This window comes from Streptomyces sp. Ag82_O1-12 (genome assembly GCF_900182715.1).
GTDB classification, from domain to species: Bacteria; Actinomycetota; Actinomycetes; order Streptomycetales; family Streptomycetaceae; genus Streptomyces; species Streptomyces massasporeus.
On sequence record NZ_FXUW01000001.1, the window covers coordinates 6,453,193 to 6,468,734 of the forward strand.

The window sequence follows — 15,542 nt, forward strand, 5'->3', positions numbered from 1 at the left end:
CGTGGAGGTGCGGGCAGGCCGTCGCCCTAGCCGCGGGTCGCCCACACGTAACGGTGTTCCGGGCGGCCCGCGTCGCCGTACTTGAGGGTGAGTCTGGCCCGTCCCGTGCGTTCCAGGAGCTTCAGATAGCGCTGTGCGGTCTGACGGCTCACTCCGGTCCGCTCGGCGATCTCCTGGGCGGACAGGGGGCCGTCCGCGTTCATGAGGCACTGGCGGACCAGCTCGGCGGTGGTGGGGGAGTGCCCTTTGGGCAGGTCGGGTTCCGATGGTGCCGAGAGCGCCCCGAAGATGCGGTCCACCTCGGCCTGCTCGGCCTCTCCGCCGCCGTCGAGGGTGCGGCGCAACTCGGCGTAGGCATCCAGCTTGGAGCGCAGGCCGGCGAAGGCGAACGGCTTGACCAGGTACTGCAGCGCGCCGTGCCGCATCGCGGCCTGCACGGTGGAGACGTCCCGGGCCGCCGTGACCATGATCACGTCGGTCTGGTCGCCGCGCCGCCGCATCTCCTGGACGACCGCCAGCCCCGTCGCGTCCGGCAGGTAGTGGTCCAGGAGCACCAGGTCCAGCCGGGGCAGCGTCTCCAGTCGGTGCAGCGCTTCCGCCGCGCTGTGGGCCACGCCGGCGACATGGAAGCCCGGCACCTTCTCGACGTAGGCGGCGTTGACCCGCGCGACCCTCAAGTCGTCGTCCACGACCAGGACCTCGATCATCACGGCTTCTCCTCGGTGGTCTGCGGAGCTGACGGCACGGTCAGGACGGTCGGCTCCGGGCCCGGCGCGGCCAGCGCCTCGGGCAGGACGACGGTGAACTCCGCGCCCCCGCCGTGCGCCTCTCCGACGGTCGCGCTGCCCCCCTGCCGCTCCGCGAGCCTGCGCACCAGGGAGAGCCCGATACCCCGCTCGCGGTGAGCCGGCGGCTTCTTCGTAGACCATCCCGTGGTGAAGATCAACTCGCGGTGTTCCGGCGGGATCCCGGGCCCGGTGTCGCGCACCCTGAGGATCGCCGTACGCCCTTCCACGCGCAGTTCGACCTCCACGCGCGCGTGCGGTGTGCCGGCGACGGCGTCGAGGGCGTTGTCGACCAGGTTCCCGACGACGGTGACGAGCCCCTGCGGGTCGACCAGCCGGTCAGGCAGCCGGGTCCGGTCCGACACCCACAGGGCGACGCCCCGTTCGGCCGCGACGGTCGCCTTGCCGACCAGCAGGGCGGCGAGGAGCGGGTCCTCGATCCGCTCCGTGACCTGTTCCGCGGTGGCCCGGTGGTCACCGACCACCTCGCCGACGAACTCGACGGCGTCGTCGTACATCTCCAGTTCGAGCAGTCCCAGAAGCGTGTGCATACGGTTGGCGTGCTCGTGGTCCTGGGCGCGCAGAGCGTCGATCAGACCATGCGTCGAGTCCAGTTCGCGGCCCAGCTGCTCCAGCTCGGTGCGGTCGCGCAAGGTGGCCACGGCGCCGCCGTCGTCGGTGGGCATGCGGTTGGCGACCAGCACCCGCTGCCCGCGCACGGTGAGCAGATCCGTCCCGGTCACGCGTCCGGCCAGCACGTCGGCCGTACGGCCCGCGCCGAGCGCCTCGTCGGGGGAGCGGCCCACCACCGTCTCCCCAATGCCCAGCAGGCGCTGTGCCTCGTCGTTCACGAGGCGGATGCGGCCGGTGCGGTCCAGGGCGACGACGCCCTCCCGGATGCCGTGCAGCATCGCCTCGCGTTCGGACAGCAGCGCCGCGATGTCCGAGAAGGCCAGGTCCCTGGTCTGCCGCTGGACCCGCCGGGAGATGAGCCACGCGGCCAGCGCGCCCACGGCCAGGGCGCCGCCGGCGTACGCGAGCAGGCCCGGGATCGCGTGGATCAGACGGGCCCGGACGCTGTCGTAGGCGATGCCGACGGAGACCGCGCCGACGACGGCACCGTCGCTGTCGCGCAGCGGCACCTTGCCCCGGGCGGAGCGGCCCAGGGTGCCGCTGTCGATCTCCATGACCTCCTTGCCGGCCAAGGCCTGGCCGGGGTCGGTGGAGACGATGCCGCCGATCTGCTTCGGGTCCGTGTGCGACCAGCGCACGCCCCGCCAGTCCATCACCACGACGTACTCGGCCTTGGTGGCCTTCCGGATCCGCTCCGCCTCCCGCTGCACCGGACCGTTCGGCGACGGCGGCGTCCGCCTCACGTCCCGGGCGAGCTCCGGCTGCTGCGCGGTCGTCTGCGCGATCGCGAGCGCGCGGCGCATCGCCTGGTCGTCCAGCTGGTTGCTGAGGGGCGCGAGGAACAACCCGGTCGCGAGCACCGCGACTCCCGCGGCGATCGCCACCTGCATCAGCAGCACCTGCGAGAACACCCGCCGGGGCAGGCCGAGGCGCAGGCGACGTGCGGGGGGAGTGGGGCTCATACCCAAGACGGTACGTGCGGCCGGCTGCCTGCCCTAGACGGGTGTGGCGTGGATCTCCAGATCAATGTGTGCATGGCCGGCGGCATCAATGCACGAGAGCCGGCAGCGTCAATGCACGAGAGCCGACAGCGTCACTGCGCCAAGTCAGCCCGCCAGCGCCGTCGCCATCCTCAGCTCGCGCACCGCCACCACGTCCATACGCGCGGGCGAACCGAGGACGGACGCCCCGCAGCTCTCCGGGCGGGCCGGCAGCGCCGCGCCCTGGGCCACGTCGACCTGCCAGCGGCGCCCGTCGGTGTGGGCGACGGTCACCTCCCAGCGCGGGGCCGAGCCGGCCGTCCGGACGACGCTCAGCGCCTCCGCGGTGTATTCGCCCGTCCTGGTGCGCACGGCGAGCTCGGCCGCCTGACCGGGCCGTTCCCAGGCGGAGCTGCCCCGGCACCCCTCCACGACGATCCGCCCCTCCCGGGCTCCGTGCAGGACCTCCTTGAGGGAGTGGGCCTCCGCCCGGCCGTACGCGTATCCGTACGGCAGCACCAGCACCGTGGGGGAGAAGCGGTGACCACCCAGATGGGTGACCTCCCAGACGCCCTCGACGCCGGACGTCGCCAGCTCGGCCGCGAGGGGCCTGCCGAGGAGGGCGCAGCAGCGGTCGCGCTTGCCGTTGGTGCAGACGAGGGCGAGCGGGTCACCGTCGTGAGGCCGGCCGCCGAGCAGCGCGTCGAATGTACGGTGGTCGCCCCGGCCGAGCGCGACGAAGTCGAGGCCGAGCAGCTGTCCTGGGTCCGAGGTCGAGGCGCTGTGCAGCCACACGTTTCCCGGGACGACATGCGCGACGTACACCCGGCGCGTGGTGGGCATGCGGCGGTCCGCGTGGCGCCCGGGGCGGCGGATGAGCGCGATCCGTACGCCCGTGTCCTTGGCGGCGGCCTCCAGGGCACGTCCCAGGGCGGGGTCCAGGTGGCTCGAAGTGAGCGCCTTGGCACCCCACGGACCGGGCTGTTCGATCAACAGCCAGGTCCTCGCGGTGGCCGCGGTTCCCGAAACGGGCTCGTCGAAGTCCCGGGAGACGCTTGAACACGTACTCACAGAGGTGAGCCTAACCTGACTTCGGCCGCTGCGAATTTCGGCCCCGCCCCGCGCTACTCCGGCAGTGCCTGAGGAGGCCTCGGACCTGTGTAGAGACCGCTGGGGCGCATCCGCAGGGGGCGTTCGCCGTACTCCTCCAGGGCGTGGGCGATCCACCCCGCCGTGCGGGCCACGGCGAAGATCGTCTCGCCCGCGGTCGGCGCCATGCCGGAGGACACCGTGAGCACGGCGAGCGCCAGGTCCACGTTGGCGTGCAGCGGGACGTGCCGGGCGGTGGTCTCGACGATGTCGCGGGCCGCGAGAAGAGCGGGTTCCGCGCGCGGGATCCGCTCCAGGAGGGCGAACAGGGCACGCGCGCGTGGGTCCTCGCCGGGATAGAGCCGGTGGCCGAGGCCCGGGACACGGCGGCCGGCGCGCAGTTCGTCCGCGATCACGGGTGCCGCGTCGCCCTGTTCGAGCACGTCCTGCAGCAGCCGGTGGGCGAGCCCGCTGGCCGCGCCGTGCAGCGGGCCCTCGATCACGCCCAGCCCGGCGGAGACCGCCGCGTAGGGGTGGGCACGGGCCGAGGCGGCGACGCGCACCGCCAGGGTGGAGGCGGCCAGGTCGTGGTCGACGAGGAGGGCGAGGGCGGCGTCCAGGGCACGCAGGGACGCCTCGTCGGGGTCCTTGCGCATCGAGAGCCGGGTCCACAGGCGGTGGGCCATGGGGCCCTCGTCACGGCGGTCGTGTCCCCTCGGCGGCAGGGCGGCGACGAGCGTGGGGATGAGGGTGCGCGCGGTGCCGAGCACGGCGTCCTCGGACAGGTCGAACCGCAGCGGGTCGGCGGTCGCGGCGGCGACCGTCGCCACCCGCAGCAGGTCGGCGGGCGCGGCGTGTTCGGGCAGCGCCTCGACGGCGCGCCGGGCGACGGCCACGAAGGCGGCGGGCGCGGTGAAGGTGCTGCCCGGGAGCATCCGGCCCGTCCAGAGCCACTCGGCGACCTCCTCGTAGGTGTGCCGTGTGGCCAGGTCGACCGCGTCGACACCGCGGAAGAAGTAGCGGTCGCTCTCGATGAGCGTGAGGCGGGTGCGGACGGACAGCTCGCCACCGGAATCGCCCCCGCCGGAGCTGCCCGAGCCGGAACCGCTGGAGCCGGAACCGCTCGAGCCGTCCCGCCTGTTGCGCCGGGCGAGCGCCTCGACCTCCCCGGCGTCGAAGGTGCTGCCCCGCCCGCCGCTCACCCGTCGGCTGCTGAGCTGGCCGCGGCTCACGTACGCGTACACGGTCTCCGGCTTCACACCGAGCAGCTCGGCGGCCTCCCTGGTGCTCAACCGCCGTTCCGCGTCCATGGGGGCGGGCTCTTGATCGCGCATGGGGGTCACCGTATCCGTCCACCGGCCCATTGACTGATGTATTGATTCAATCAATATTGACAGGCGTTGAGTCAATCATGGACAGTCGAATCAAGTCCAGGGAGGAAGTCATGTCCGTCAACAGGTCAGCAGCCACTCTTCTCGAGGTGCCTCGAGGGCTCGCCGGTGTCGTCGTCACCGACACTCGGATCGGTGACGTCCGCGGTCTGGAGGGCTTCTACCACTACCGGCAGTACTCGGCCGTCGACCTCGCGCGGACCCGCGGCTTCGAGGACGTCTGGCATCTCCTCGTCCACGGCGAACTGCCGGACGCGGCGCGGAGCGCGACCTTCGCGACCGAGACCGCCGCGCTGCGTCGGCTGCCCGACGAGGTGCGAGCGGCGCTCCCGGCCATCGCCGCGGCCGGCGGGCGCTCCGGCCCGCTCGCCGGGATGCGTACAGCCCTCTCGCTGCTGGGTGCGGCGAAGGGGTTCCGGCCCGTGTACGACATCGACGCGGACCGGCGCCGGCAGGACACGATCGAGGCGGCCGCGGCGGTGCCCACGCTGCTCGCCGCGCTGCGTCGGCTCGGCGAGGGGCTGGAGCCGGTGGAGCCGCGGGAGGACCTGTCCTACGCGGCGAACTACCTGTACATGTTGACCGGTTCGGTGCCCACCGAGCCGCACGCGCGGGCGATCGAGCAGTACCTGATCTCCACCATTGATCACGGATTCAATGCGTCAACCTTCACGGCCCGGGTCATCGCGTCGACGGGTGCGGACGTGGCGGCGTGCCTCGCCGGCGCGGTGGCGGCGCTGTCGGGGCCGCTCCACGGGGGTGCGCCCAGCCGCGCGCTGGACACCCTGGACGCGATCGGCACCCCGGACCGTATCGACCCCTGGGTACGTCAGCGGGTGCTCGCCGGTGAGCGCATCATGGGCTTCGGGCACGCGATCTACCGCACGGAGGACCCTCGCTCCCGCATGCTGCGCGAGGTCGCCCAGGGGTTCGGCGGGCCGCGGGTGGAATTCGCCGTCGAGGTGGAGCGTCACATCGAGGCGATCCTGGCGGAGCTGAAGCCCGGCCGGGAACTCCACACCAACGTCGAGTACTACGCGGGTGTGGTCATGGAACTCTGCGGCCTGCCACGCGAGATGTTCACCCCGACCTTCGCCGCCGGGCGCGCGGTGGGCTGGAGTGCCAACATCCTGGAGCAGGCGGAGGACACGAAGATCATAAGGCCGGTGGCGCGGTACGTGGGGCCGGAGGCGCCGGCACCGTTGCCCGCCTGAGCGAGGGCGCCGCAGAGCGCGGAGCATGCCGGGCGGGACGTGCGGGAACAGTTCGGGGCCGGCCTCGTGCGGGGGCAGCTCGGTGAAGCGCAGGTCGCGGCCGAGGGCGTTTCCGATCGCGGCGACCTGTCCGGCGTTGGTGATGGGGGGCTGGGCCGGTGAGGCGGTGGGCGGCGCCGTCGTGGCCGTCGTCGAGGAGAAGGCCCGGCACCGCAAGGTGCCGGGCCTTCGCGTCGGGTCCGTGGGTGACCGACGGGATCAGGCGTCGGGGATGTCGCCCTTGGCGTCGATGAGGGTCCTGCGCGAGACCACGACGATGCGCTCGTAGTCCGCCCTGGACGCGTCGGCGGGAAGCTTCCCGTCCAGTTCTTCGGTGAGGTCCGTGCCGATCACAGCGAACCTGCCGTCGGACAGCTCGAAGATATCGGGGCAATTGGCACCAGTCGCACTGCCCCGGGCGCTGGGAGGGGTGCCAATCCGACGGATGATATGGCTCACTGTTCTTGCGTTCCTTTTGATCTCGAGGCGTGGTGCGCACTGCGCCTGCGGTGCGATGCGGCCCTGTGGGGCCGCGGCCTCGACAACCGGGCGGCGTGGAGCGGCGGTTCGGCGGTGGTCGACCCGGTTCGCGGGATGCGCAGTAGTCAACCTTGTGGGCACCTGGGGAAACGCGCCGGTTTATGGGTTCGTTACCGCCCAGCCGTGTGATCCGTTCCGGAGAGTGATCCGTGAGGTGCGGTGCTTACGGCCGGGGCGTGGAGCTACTCGACCGGCGGGTCACCGACCACCCACCACTCGTCGATGTCCGCCTCCTCCAACTGCACGAGCAGATCGTCGACCATGCGGCCCAGTCCGGCCTCGTCGGAGGTGTCGACGAGTGTCGCCCGGTGTGGGCGGGTGGCGTACCAGTACTCCCTGAATAGGGGGTTCTGCAGCATGCTCCGGGCGAAGCCGAAGAACTCCTCTCTGGTCACGTTGCCCATGCGGTAGTAGCACAGGGCGTTGGTGTACAGCGCGTTGGCGAAGAGGAACTGGCGCTGCTTCCTCGGGGAGACGGTTCCGTCGTAGGCGTCGAGCACCTCGGCCAGTTCCGGATCGTCCATCGCCTTGCTCAGCAACTCCCAGTGCAGACGCTGCTGGTGCGCGAAATTGGTCCGGCGCTGCGACTGCGCGGCCTGCTCCAGGTGCTCGATCCGGGCGCGCAACGCGTGGAACGCGGGCCACTGCAGGGCCAGGGCGACGGCGGCACCCGCCGCCAGGCCCATCCCTGCCGAGGCGGTGGCCCTCAGCCCTCGGAACCCAAATTTCTGTGTGGTCATGTCAACCCCCGGTTCAGGCGGCCGTCCGCCGGTCGTCGGGGTGCGGGTCGACTGGAGGGGACCGGCGAGCGGTGGGCGGCGCTTGCCGTCTCCCAGAGTGCCGAGCGGCTCTGATCGGCGGGGAGGCGGAGAGGAGGCGCACGGAGGGAAGCGAGGGTCGCACAAACCGGCGCCATGCCCAACGTCTGCCCCGCGAGTGCTGCTAACAATCGTTCACTCAGGCGTGGATCTCACGGCTCGTATCCTGGGGCGGCATCCCCATTTCCCACGTGTGCCGGGAACGCGAGCCGGTGCACGCGTCGGCGCGAGAGAGGTCGCACGGTGAGCCAGCCGAACCCGAAACCGCAGCAGATCCCGGTCGTCGTCCTGGCTGGATTCCTCGGCTCGGGAAAGACCACCCTGCTCAATCACCTCCTGCACCGCAGCGGCGGCAGCCGTATCGGCGCCCTCGTCAACGACTTCGGGGCGATCGAGATCGACGCGATGGCCGTGGCGGGAGCGCTCGGAGACTCGACGGTCTCCCTCGGCAACGGCTGCCTGTGCTGTGCCGTCGACGCGAGCGAACTGGACCAGTATCTGGAGCGGCTCGCGGAGCCCGGCCTCGGCATCGACGTCATCGTCATCGAGGCCAGCGGTCTGGCCGAGCCGCAGGAACTTGTGCGGATGCTGCTGGCCAGCGAGCACCCGGGAGTGGTGTACGGCGGGCTCGTCGAGGTCGTCGATGCCGCCGAGTTCGACGACACCCGGGCCAGGCACCCCGAGATCGACCGGCATCTCGCGTTGGCCGACCTCGTCGTGGTCAACAAGCTCGACCGGGCAGCGGACGGTGAGCGCGTGCTCGGGCTGGTCCGGACCCTCGTCGATGATGCCGCCGTCGTGCCGGCCACTTACGGCCGGATCGATCCCGAGTTCCTCTTCGACTGCCGGCCGAGCGAGGAACGCATCGGGCAGCTGTCCTTCGACGACCTGCACGAAGCCGACCTGCACGAAGAGGGCGATCACGCCGGTCACCTGCACGCCGTCTACGACAGCCTGTCGTTCGCTTCCCAGGTGCCCCTCGACCCACGCCGGCTGATGACGTTCCTCGACAGCCGCCCCGAAGGGCTGTACAGGATCAAGGGCTACGTCGACTTCGGGCCGTACGACGTCCGCAACCGCTACGCCGTCCACGCCGTCGGGCGGTTCCTGCGCTTCTACCCGGAGCCCTGGCCGGCCGGCGGTGAACGCCTCACCCAGCTGGTCCTCATCGGCTCGGGGATCGACGCCGCCGCGCTCGAGAAGGAACTGGAGGCGTCCAGGAGCGACGCCCCAGATGCCGACGAGCACGGCATGTGGGGCGTCCTGCGGTACGTTCGCGACCCCGAGGAGCAGGGCGCGGACCCGGCCTAGACCGGTCCGGCCACCACCGCCACCGTCTTCGCGAGGGACACCCCCGAGCCGTCGCGGCGCGGGTCGATGTCCGGGAGGTCGGCCGGAGTGCCGTTCTTCTGCGCGGCGAGTGCGGGGACGGGGCCCGCCCAGGCCAGGGACAGGCAGTCCTCGCCCTTGAGGAACCGCTGGCAGCGGACACCGCCGGTGGCGCGGCCCTTGCGCGGGTACTGGTCGAAGGGGGTCAGCTTGGCCGTCGTCTGAACGGAGTCGTCCAGGGTGCCCCGCGAGCCCGCGACGGTGAAGACGACGGCGTCCACGGCCGGGTCCACCGCCGTGAAGGAGATGACCTTCGCGCCCTCGGTGAGCTTGATGCCGGCCACACCGCCGGCCGGACGCCCCTGCGGGCGGACCTGGGACGCCTGGAAGCGCAGCAGCTGCGCGTCGTCGGTGACGAAGACGAGGTCCTCCTCGCCGGTGCGCAGCTCGACCGCGCCGACGATCCGGTCGCCCTCCTTGAGGGTGATCACCTCGAGCTCGTCCTTGTTGGCCGGATAGTCCGGCACCACACGCTTGACGACGCCCTGCGCCGTGCCGATCGCCAGCCCCGGCGACGACTCGTCGAGCGTGGTCAGGCAGACCACCGTCTCGTCGTCCTCCAGGGTGACGAACTCCGCCAGCGGCGCACCCCCCGCGAGGTTCGGCGTCGGCAGCGACTCCGGGAGCTGGGGCAGGTCGACCACGTTCAGCCGCAGCAGCCGGCCCGTCGAGGTGACAGCGCCCACCTCACCGCGGGCGGTGGCCGGCACCGCGGAGACGATCACGTCGTGCTTCACGCGCTTGGCGCCGGGCTCCTCCGTGAAGGGCTCGCCGTTCGCCGTACGGGCCAGCAGCCCGGTGGAGGACAGCAGCACCCGGCACGGGTCGTCGGCGACCTGGAGCGGCACGGCCGCGACCGGTGCGCCACCCGACTCCAGCAGGACCGTACGCCGGTCGGTGCCGAACTTCTTGGCGACATTGGCCAGTTCGGAGGAGACCAGCTTGCGCAGCTCGGAGTCCGAGTCGAGGATCCGGGTCAGCTCCTCGATCTCCGCGGTGAGCCGGTCCTTCTCCGACTCCAGCTCGATGCGGTCGTACTTGGTCAGACGGCGCAACGGCGTGTCGAGGATGTACTGCGTCTGCACCTCGCTCAGCGAGAACTGCTCCATCAGGCGCTGCTTGGCCTGGGCGGAGTTCTCGCTGGAACGGATCAGGCGGATGACCTCATCGATGTCCAGCAGGGCCGTCAGCAGCCCCTCGACCAGGTGCAGCCGGTCGCGCTTCTTGCCGCGGCGGAACTCCGAGCGCCGCCGTACGACGTTGAAGCGGTGGTCGAGGTAGACCTCCAGGAGCTCCTTCAGGCCCAGCGTGAGCGGCTGGCCGTCCACCAGCGCCACGTTGTTGATGCCGAAGGACTCCTCCATCGGCGTCAGCTTGTAGAGCTGCTCGAGGACCGCCTCCGGCACGAAGCCGTTCTTGATCTCGATGACCAGGCGCAGGCCGTGCGCGCGGTCGGTGAGGTCCTTGACGTCGGCGATGCCCTGGATCTTCTTCGAGCCGACCAAATCCTTGATCTTGGCGATGACCTTCTCGGGGCCGACCGTGAAGGGCAGCTCCGTGACGACGAGGCCCTTGCGGCGGGCCGTCACGGGTTCCACCGACACCGTCGCCCGGATCTTGAACGTGCCGCGGCCGGACTCGTAGGCGTCCCGGATGCCGGACAGGCCCACGATGCGGCCGCCCGTCGGCAGGTCGGGGCCCGGGACGTGCTTCATCAGCGCGTCGAGATCCGCGTTCGGGAACCTGATCAGGTGGCGGGCGGCGGCGATGACCTCGCGCAGGTTGTGCGGGGCCATGTTCGTGGCCATGCCGACCGCGATGCCCGAGGCGCCGTTGACCAGGAGGTTCGGGAAGGCGGCGGGCAGAGCCACCGGTTCCTGCTCCTGGCCGTCGTAGTTGGGGTTGAAGTCGACGGTGTCCTCGTCGATCGACTCCGTCATCAGGCTCGTCGCCTCGGCCATCCGGCACTCGGTGTACCGCATGGCGGCCGGCGGGTCGTCGTTGCCCAGCGAGCCGAAGTTGCCGTGGCCGTCGACCAGGGGGACCCGCATCGAGAAGGGCTGGGCCATGCGCACGAGGGCGTCGTAGATCGACGCGTCGCCGTGCGGGTGCAGCTTGCCCATCACCTCGCCGACGACCCGGGCGCACTTGACGTACCCGCGCTCGGGGCGCAGGCCCATCTCGCTCATCTGGTAGACGATGCGGCGGTGCACCGGCTTGAGGCCGTCTCGTGCGTCCGGCAGGGCGCGGGAATAGATGACCGAGTACGCGTACTCGAGGAAGGAGCCCTGCATCTCGTCGACGACGTCGATGTCGAGGATCCGCTCCTCGTACGAGTCGTCGGGCGGCGGGGTCTTCGTGCTGCGGCGGGCCATCGCTGCCGGCTCCTTCTGTTTCCTGGTCGCTCGCCTACGGGCACTGATGCCGGTGATGAGAGGCCGATCGTGCTCAACCCTTCGGGCCTCCGCGCGCTCGCCCTCTCATCACCGGCGCGCCCTTCGGCTCGCTCATGCTGAAGCGTGAACGAGAACTGACGCGGACCATTGTGGACCGCCGCACTGACAACCGGGACCAGGACCCTGCCCCGGGCGTCTCTCGTGCTGTCGGGCCGAGGTCGCCGCCGGGAACTTCACCAGGGCTTCGCGCGCTTGCATACAGTGGCAGGACCGGCAGGAATCCGCGGTCTGAACAACCGCTCAGCGATCGAAGGGACGTACATGCCCATGGGTCACACGGCCACAGCCCAGGCAGGCTCCGGGGGCCTGACAGCGACCGAGCACCGCCTGGCCAACGGCCTGCGCGTGGTGCTCTCCGAGGACCACCTGACCCCGGTCGCGGCGGTGTGCCTCTGGTACGACGTCGGCTCACGCCACGAAGTCAAGGGGCGTACCGGCCTGGCTCACCTTTTCGAGCACCTGATGTTCCAGGGATCCGCGCAGGTCAAGGGCAACGGCCACTTCGAGCTCGTCCAGGGCGCGGGTGGCTCGCTGAACGGCACGACCAGCTTCGAGCGGACCAACTACTTCGAGACCATGCCCACCCACCAGCTGGAGCTCGCGCTCTGGCTGGAGGCCGACCGCATGGGCTCGCTGCTGGCCGCGCTCGACGACGAGTCGATGGAGAACCAGCGGGACGTCGTCAAGAACGAGCGCCGCCAGCGTTACGACAACGTCCCCTACGGCACCGCCTTCGAGAAGCTGACCGCCCTCGCCTACCCGGAGGGCCACCCCTACCACCACACCCCGATCGGCTCGATGGCCGACCTGGACGCGGCGACCCTGGAGGACGCGCGCGCGTTCTTCCGCACCTACTACGCGCCGAACAACGCCGTGCTCTCCGTGGTCGGCGACATCGATCCGGAGCAGACGCTCGCCTGGGTCGAGAAGTACTTCGGTTCCATCCCCGGTCACGACGGCAAGCCCGCCCCGCGCGACGGGTCGCTGCCGGAGACCATCGGCGAGCAGCTGCGCGAGGTCGTCGAGGAGGACGTCCCGGCCCGCGCCCTGATGGCCGCCTACCGGCTGCCGCACGACGGCACGCGCGCGTGCGACGCGGCCGACCTGGCCCTCACCGTCCTCGGCGGCGGTGAGTCCTCCCGCCTCTACAACCGGCTCGTGCGCCGCGACCGTACGGCCGTGGCGGCCGGTTTCGGCCTGCTGCGGCTCGCCGGTGCGCCCTCCCTGGGGTGGCTGGACGTGAAGACGTCCGGTGACGTGGAGGTTCCGGTCATCGAGACCGCCATCGACGAGGAGCTCGCCCGGTTCGCCGAGGAGGGCCCCACGCCCGAGGAGATGGAGCGCGCCCAGGCCCAGTTGGAGCGCGAGTGGCTGGACCGGCTCGGTACGGTCGCGGGCCGCGCCGACGAACTGTGCCGGTACGCCGTGCTCTTCGGAGATCCGCAGCTCGCCCTGACCGCCGTCCAGCGCGTGCTGGAGATCACGGCGGAGGAGGTCCAGGAGGTCGCCAAGGCCCGCCTGCGACCCGACAACCGCGCGGTGCTCGTCTACGAGCCCGTCGCCGACGAGACCGCCGAGGGCGCCGGCACCGCCGACGACACCGCAGCCGCGGCCACCGACGAGAACGAGGAGGCGGCCAAGTGACCGAGCTCGCCACGATGGACTTCCACCCCCGGCCGCAGGCGGGCGACGCCCGGCCGTGGGCCTTCCCGGCCCCCGAGCGCGGCACGCTCGACAACGGCCTGACGGTGCTGCGCTGCCATCGTCCCGGCCAGCAGGTCGTCGCCGTGGAGGTGCTGCTGGACGCACCCTTGGAGGCCGAGCCGGCCGGACTCGACGGTGTGGCCACGATCATGGCCCGGGCCTTCTCCGAGGGCACGGACAAGCACTCCGCGGAGGATTTCGCCGCGGAACTGGAGCGCGCCGGTGCCACCCTCGACGCGCACGCCGACCATCCCGGCGTCCGGCTCAGCCTGGAGGTGCCCGCCTCCCGGCTCACCAAGGGCCTGGGCCTGATCGCCGACGCGCTGAGGGCGCCCGCCTTCGCCGACAGCGAGGTCGAGCGGCTGGTCAACAACCGCCTCGACGAGATCCCGCACGAGCTGGCCAACCCCTCCCGCCGCGGCGCCAAGGAGCTCTCCAAGGAGCTGTTCCCGGCGGACGCGCGCATGTCGCGGCCCCGGCAGGGCAGCGAGGAGACCGTCGCCGCCATCGACTCCGCGGCCGTACGCGCCTTCTACGAGAAGCACGTCCGCCCCGCCACGGCCACCGTCGTGGTCGTCGGTGACCTCACGGGCATCGACCTGGACGCCCTGCTCGGGGACACGCTGGGCGCCTGGACGGGCTCCTCGGCCGAGCCGCGTCCGGTGCCTCCGGTCACCGCCGACGACACCGGCCGGGTCGTCATCGTGGACCGCCCGGGCGCTGTCCAGACGCAGCTGCTGATCGGCCGGATCGGGCCGGACCGGCACGACCGCGTATGGCCCGCGCAGGTGCTCGGCACGTACTGCCTCGGCGGCACCCTCACCTCGCGCCTGGACCGTGTCCTGCGCGAGGAGAAGGGCTACACCTACGGCGTACGGGCGTTCGGCCAGGTCCTCAGGTCCGCCCCGGACGGCACGGGTGCCGCGATGCTCGCCATCAGCGGTTCCGTCGACACGCCCAACACCGGTCCCGCCCTCCAGGACCTCTGGACGGTGCTGCGCACCCTCGCCGCAGAGGGGCTGACCGACGCCGAGCGGGACGTCGCCGTGCAGAACCTGGTGGGTGTGGCGCCGTTGAAGTACGAGACGGCGGCGGCCGTCGCGAGCACGCTGGCCGACCAGGTCGAGCAGCACCTGCCCGACGACTACCAGGCCACGCTGTACCGGCAGCTCGCCGCGACCGGCACCGTGGAGGCCACCGCGGCGGCCGTGAGCGCCTTCCCGGTGGACCGTCTGGTGACCGTCCTCGTCGGTGACGCGGCGCAGATCAAGGCACCGGTCGAGGCCCTCGGCATCGGCGAAGTCACCGTCGTCGCCGCCGAGTAGCCGCACGCGCGCAGGGGCCCTGGTTGTCTTCAAAGGCACCAGGGCCCCTTTATGCCCGAATTGGTATGGGAGTTGCCTGTCTGCCCTGTGGGATGCGCTACAAAAGCCGGGATTCGTTTGGGAATTGAAAGTGGCGCCGCTTAGCGTCATCCGGGCTGTTCGTCAGGCAGTGCGCCGCACCCGCGGCACCGGACAGTCATCGCCGAGTCCCCGTACGGCGCGAGCCAGGGGAGCCGGGGACCCATCGCAGTCCCTGGGGTGAATCGGGCGCCCGCGCGAGTCGCGAGGGAGTCCGTAGGAGACCTTCCTGCTCCGAACCCGTCAGCTAACCCGGTAGGCGAGAGGGAAGGAAAGGACCAGCCACCACATGGCGTTCACTCGCGCCACCGGGAAGCACCGTCGTCCCAGCAGGATGCAGCGCTCCACCGCCCGCGCGGCGGGCGTCGCGGCCCTCGCCACCACCGGCGTGATCGGCACCGTGGCGGCCCCCGCCGCCTTCGCCGCCGAGCCCAGCGCCGAGCAGACCGGCCTCACGCCGGTCGTCACCATGAACGACACCGCGGCCCAGCAGATCGACGCCCAGGCCCTCGCGCAGCAGCACGCCGCCGACGAGGCCGCCGCCAAGCAGAAGGCCGAGGAGGCCGCCCGCAAGCGGGCCGCCGAGCTCGCGGAGAAGGCCAAGGAGGCGGCCGAGAAGGCCCGCGAGGCCAAGGAGCGCGCCGCCCGCGAGGCCGAGCGCAAGCGCCTGAACACCTTCGTCGCCCCGATCTCCGGCTCGTACGTCTCCACCAGCTACAAGGCCAGCAGTGGCCTGTGGTCCTCCGGCAGCCACACCGGTGTCGACTTCCACGCCGCCAGCGGCACCTCCGTCCACGCGGTCGGCGCGGGCACCGTCGTCGAGACCGGCTGGGGCGGCTCCTACGGCAACCAGGTCGTGATCAAGATGCACGACGGGACGTACACCCAGTACGGCCACCTGTCCTCCATCGGCGTCTCGGTGGGCCAGCAGGTCACCCCGGGCCAGCAGATCGCCCTGTCCGGCGCGACCGGCAACGTCACCGGCCCGCACCTGCACTTCGAGGCCCGCACCAGCCCCGAGTACGGCTCGGACATCGACCCGGTCGCCTACCTCCGCTCGCACGGCGTGAGTGTCTGACCGCACCTCTCCGCTCCTCCCGA

General features: G+C 71.4%; 12 protein-coding genes and 1 riboswitch. Of the genes, 5 read left to right on the forward strand and 7 right to left on the reverse strand.

Features of this window, described 5'->3' with window-relative positions:
• Positions 1 to 26: 26 nt before the first annotated feature.
• From QOL88_RS29575 to QOL88_RS29590, 4 genes are all read right to left on the reverse strand, one after another.
• The gene (locus QOL88_RS29575; RefSeq protein ID WP_097221337.1) at positions 27 to 707 is read right to left on the reverse strand and encodes a response regulator; all 681 of its coding nucleotides are present in this window, start codon (positions 705 to 707) and stop codon (positions 27 to 29) included.
• A complete protein-coding gene (locus tag QOL88_RS29580; RefSeq protein WP_097221338.1) occupies positions 707 to 2,380 on the reverse strand; it encodes a sensor histidine kinase in 1,674 nt (557 codons plus the stop codon). The genes QOL88_RS29575 and QOL88_RS29580 overlap by 1 nt, the downstream gene beginning before the upstream one ends.
• A gap of 144 nt (positions 2,381 to 2,524) precedes the next feature.
• The gene (locus QOL88_RS29585) at positions 2,525 to 3,469 is read right to left on the reverse strand and encodes a ferredoxin family protein (RefSeq protein ID WP_097221339.1); all 945 of its coding nucleotides are present in this window, start codon (positions 3,467 to 3,469) and stop codon (positions 2,525 to 2,527) included.
• A 53-nt stretch (positions 3,470 to 3,522) separates the two neighbouring features.
• Positions 3,523 to 4,821, reverse strand: coding sequence for a citrate synthase (locus tag QOL88_RS29590; protein ID WP_097221340.1), 1,299 nt, complete (start codon positions 4,819 to 4,821; stop codon positions 3,523 to 3,525).
• A gap of 110 nt (positions 4,822 to 4,931) precedes the next feature.
• Here QOL88_RS29590 and QOL88_RS29595 point away from each other — a divergent pair, with 110 nt between their 5' ends.
• Positions 4,932 to 6,092: a citrate synthase/methylcitrate synthase gene (locus QOL88_RS29595; protein WP_097221341.1), complete on the forward strand. Its 1,161-nt coding sequence runs from the start codon at positions 4,932 to 4,934 to the stop codon at positions 6,090 to 6,092.
• 258 nt (positions 6,093 to 6,350) lie between these two features.
• Here QOL88_RS29595 and QOL88_RS29600 read toward each other — a convergent pair whose 3' ends face one another.
• Positions 6,351 to 6,578 carry a hypothetical protein gene (locus QOL88_RS29600; protein WP_037818801.1) on the reverse strand — a complete coding sequence of 76 codons (228 nt, stop codon included), beginning with the start codon at positions 6,576 to 6,578 and terminating at the stop codon, positions 6,351 to 6,353.
• A gap of 275 nt (positions 6,579 to 6,853) precedes the next feature.
• Positions 6,854 to 7,411, reverse strand: coding sequence for a DUF6082 family protein (locus QOL88_RS29605; protein WP_097221342.1), 558 nt, complete (start codon positions 7,409 to 7,411; stop codon positions 6,854 to 6,856).
• A 321-nt stretch (positions 7,412 to 7,732) separates the two neighbouring features.
• On the opposite strand from QOL88_RS29605, the gene QOL88_RS29610 reads away from it, so the two are divergent.
• Positions 7,733 to 8,800, forward strand: a complete 1,068-nt coding sequence (locus tag QOL88_RS29610) for a CobW family GTP-binding protein (RefSeq protein ID WP_097221343.1) — start codon at positions 7,733 to 7,735, stop codon at positions 8,798 to 8,800.
• Here the strand turns inward: QOL88_RS29610 and QOL88_RS29615 are convergent.
• On the reverse strand, positions 8,797 to 11,253 hold the full coding sequence (locus QOL88_RS29615) for a DNA gyrase/topoisomerase IV subunit A (RefSeq protein ID WP_097221344.1): 2,457 nt from the start codon (positions 11,251 to 11,253) through the stop codon (positions 8,797 to 8,799). The genes QOL88_RS29610 and QOL88_RS29615 overlap by 4 nt on opposite strands.
• A 342-nt stretch (positions 11,254 to 11,595) precedes the next feature.
• Between QOL88_RS29615 and QOL88_RS29620 the strand changes: the two genes are divergently transcribed.
• The 3 genes from QOL88_RS29620 to QOL88_RS29630 all read left to right on the forward strand — a co-directional run bounded on the left by QOL88_RS29620 (position 11,596) and on the right by QOL88_RS29630 (position 15,519).
• Positions 11,596 to 12,978, forward strand: coding sequence for a M16 family metallopeptidase (locus tag QOL88_RS29620; RefSeq protein ID WP_179878995.1), 1,383 nt, complete (start codon positions 11,596 to 11,598; stop codon positions 12,976 to 12,978).
• Entirely contained in the window at positions 12,975 to 14,363 is a 1,389-nt protein-coding gene (locus QOL88_RS29625) for a M16 family metallopeptidase (RefSeq protein ID WP_097221345.1), read from the forward strand. Before QOL88_RS29620 ends, QOL88_RS29625 begins: the two co-directional genes overlap by 4 nt.
• Before the next feature lie 190 nt (positions 14,364 to 14,553).
• Positions 14,554 to 14,718, forward strand: a riboswitch (cyclic di-AMP (ydaO/yuaA leader).
• A gap of 12 nt (positions 14,719 to 14,730) precedes the next feature.
• Positions 14,731 to 15,519, forward strand: coding sequence for a M23 family metallopeptidase (locus QOL88_RS29630; protein WP_097221346.1), 789 nt, complete (start codon positions 14,731 to 14,733; stop codon positions 15,517 to 15,519).
• Positions 15,520 to 15,542: the final 23 nt, after the last annotated feature.

Bases quoted from the DNA above. Each gene is read 5' to 3' on its own strand.
- QOL88_RS29630 (WP_097221346.1), top strand. From the start codon at position 14,731: ATGGCGTTCACTCGCGCCACCGGGAAGCACCGTCGTCCCAGCAGGATG.
- QOL88_RS29615 (WP_097221344.1), bottom strand. From the start codon at position 11,253: ATGGCCCGCCGCAGCACGAAGACCCCGCCGCCCGACGACTCGTACGAG.
- QOL88_RS29620 (WP_179878995.1), top strand. From the start codon at position 11,596: ATGCCCATGGGTCACACGGCCACAGCCCAGGCAGGCTCCGGGGGCCTG.
- QOL88_RS29580 (WP_097221338.1), bottom strand. From the start codon at position 2,380: ATGAGCCCCACTCCCCCCGCACGTCGCCTGCGCCTCGGCCTGCCCCGG.
- QOL88_RS29590 (WP_097221340.1), bottom strand. From the start codon at position 4,821: ATGCGCGATCAAGAGCCCGCCCCCATGGACGCGGAACGGCGGTTGAGC.
- QOL88_RS29605 (WP_097221342.1), bottom strand. From the start codon at position 7,411: ATGACCACACAGAAATTTGGGTTCCGAGGGCTGAGGGCCACCGCCTCG.
- QOL88_RS29595 (WP_097221341.1), top strand. From the start codon at position 4,932: ATGTCCGTCAACAGGTCAGCAGCCACTCTTCTCGAGGTGCCTCGAGGG.
- QOL88_RS29575 (WP_097221337.1), bottom strand. From the start codon at position 707: ATGATCGAGGTCCTGGTCGTGGACGACGACTTGAGGGTCGCGCGGGTC.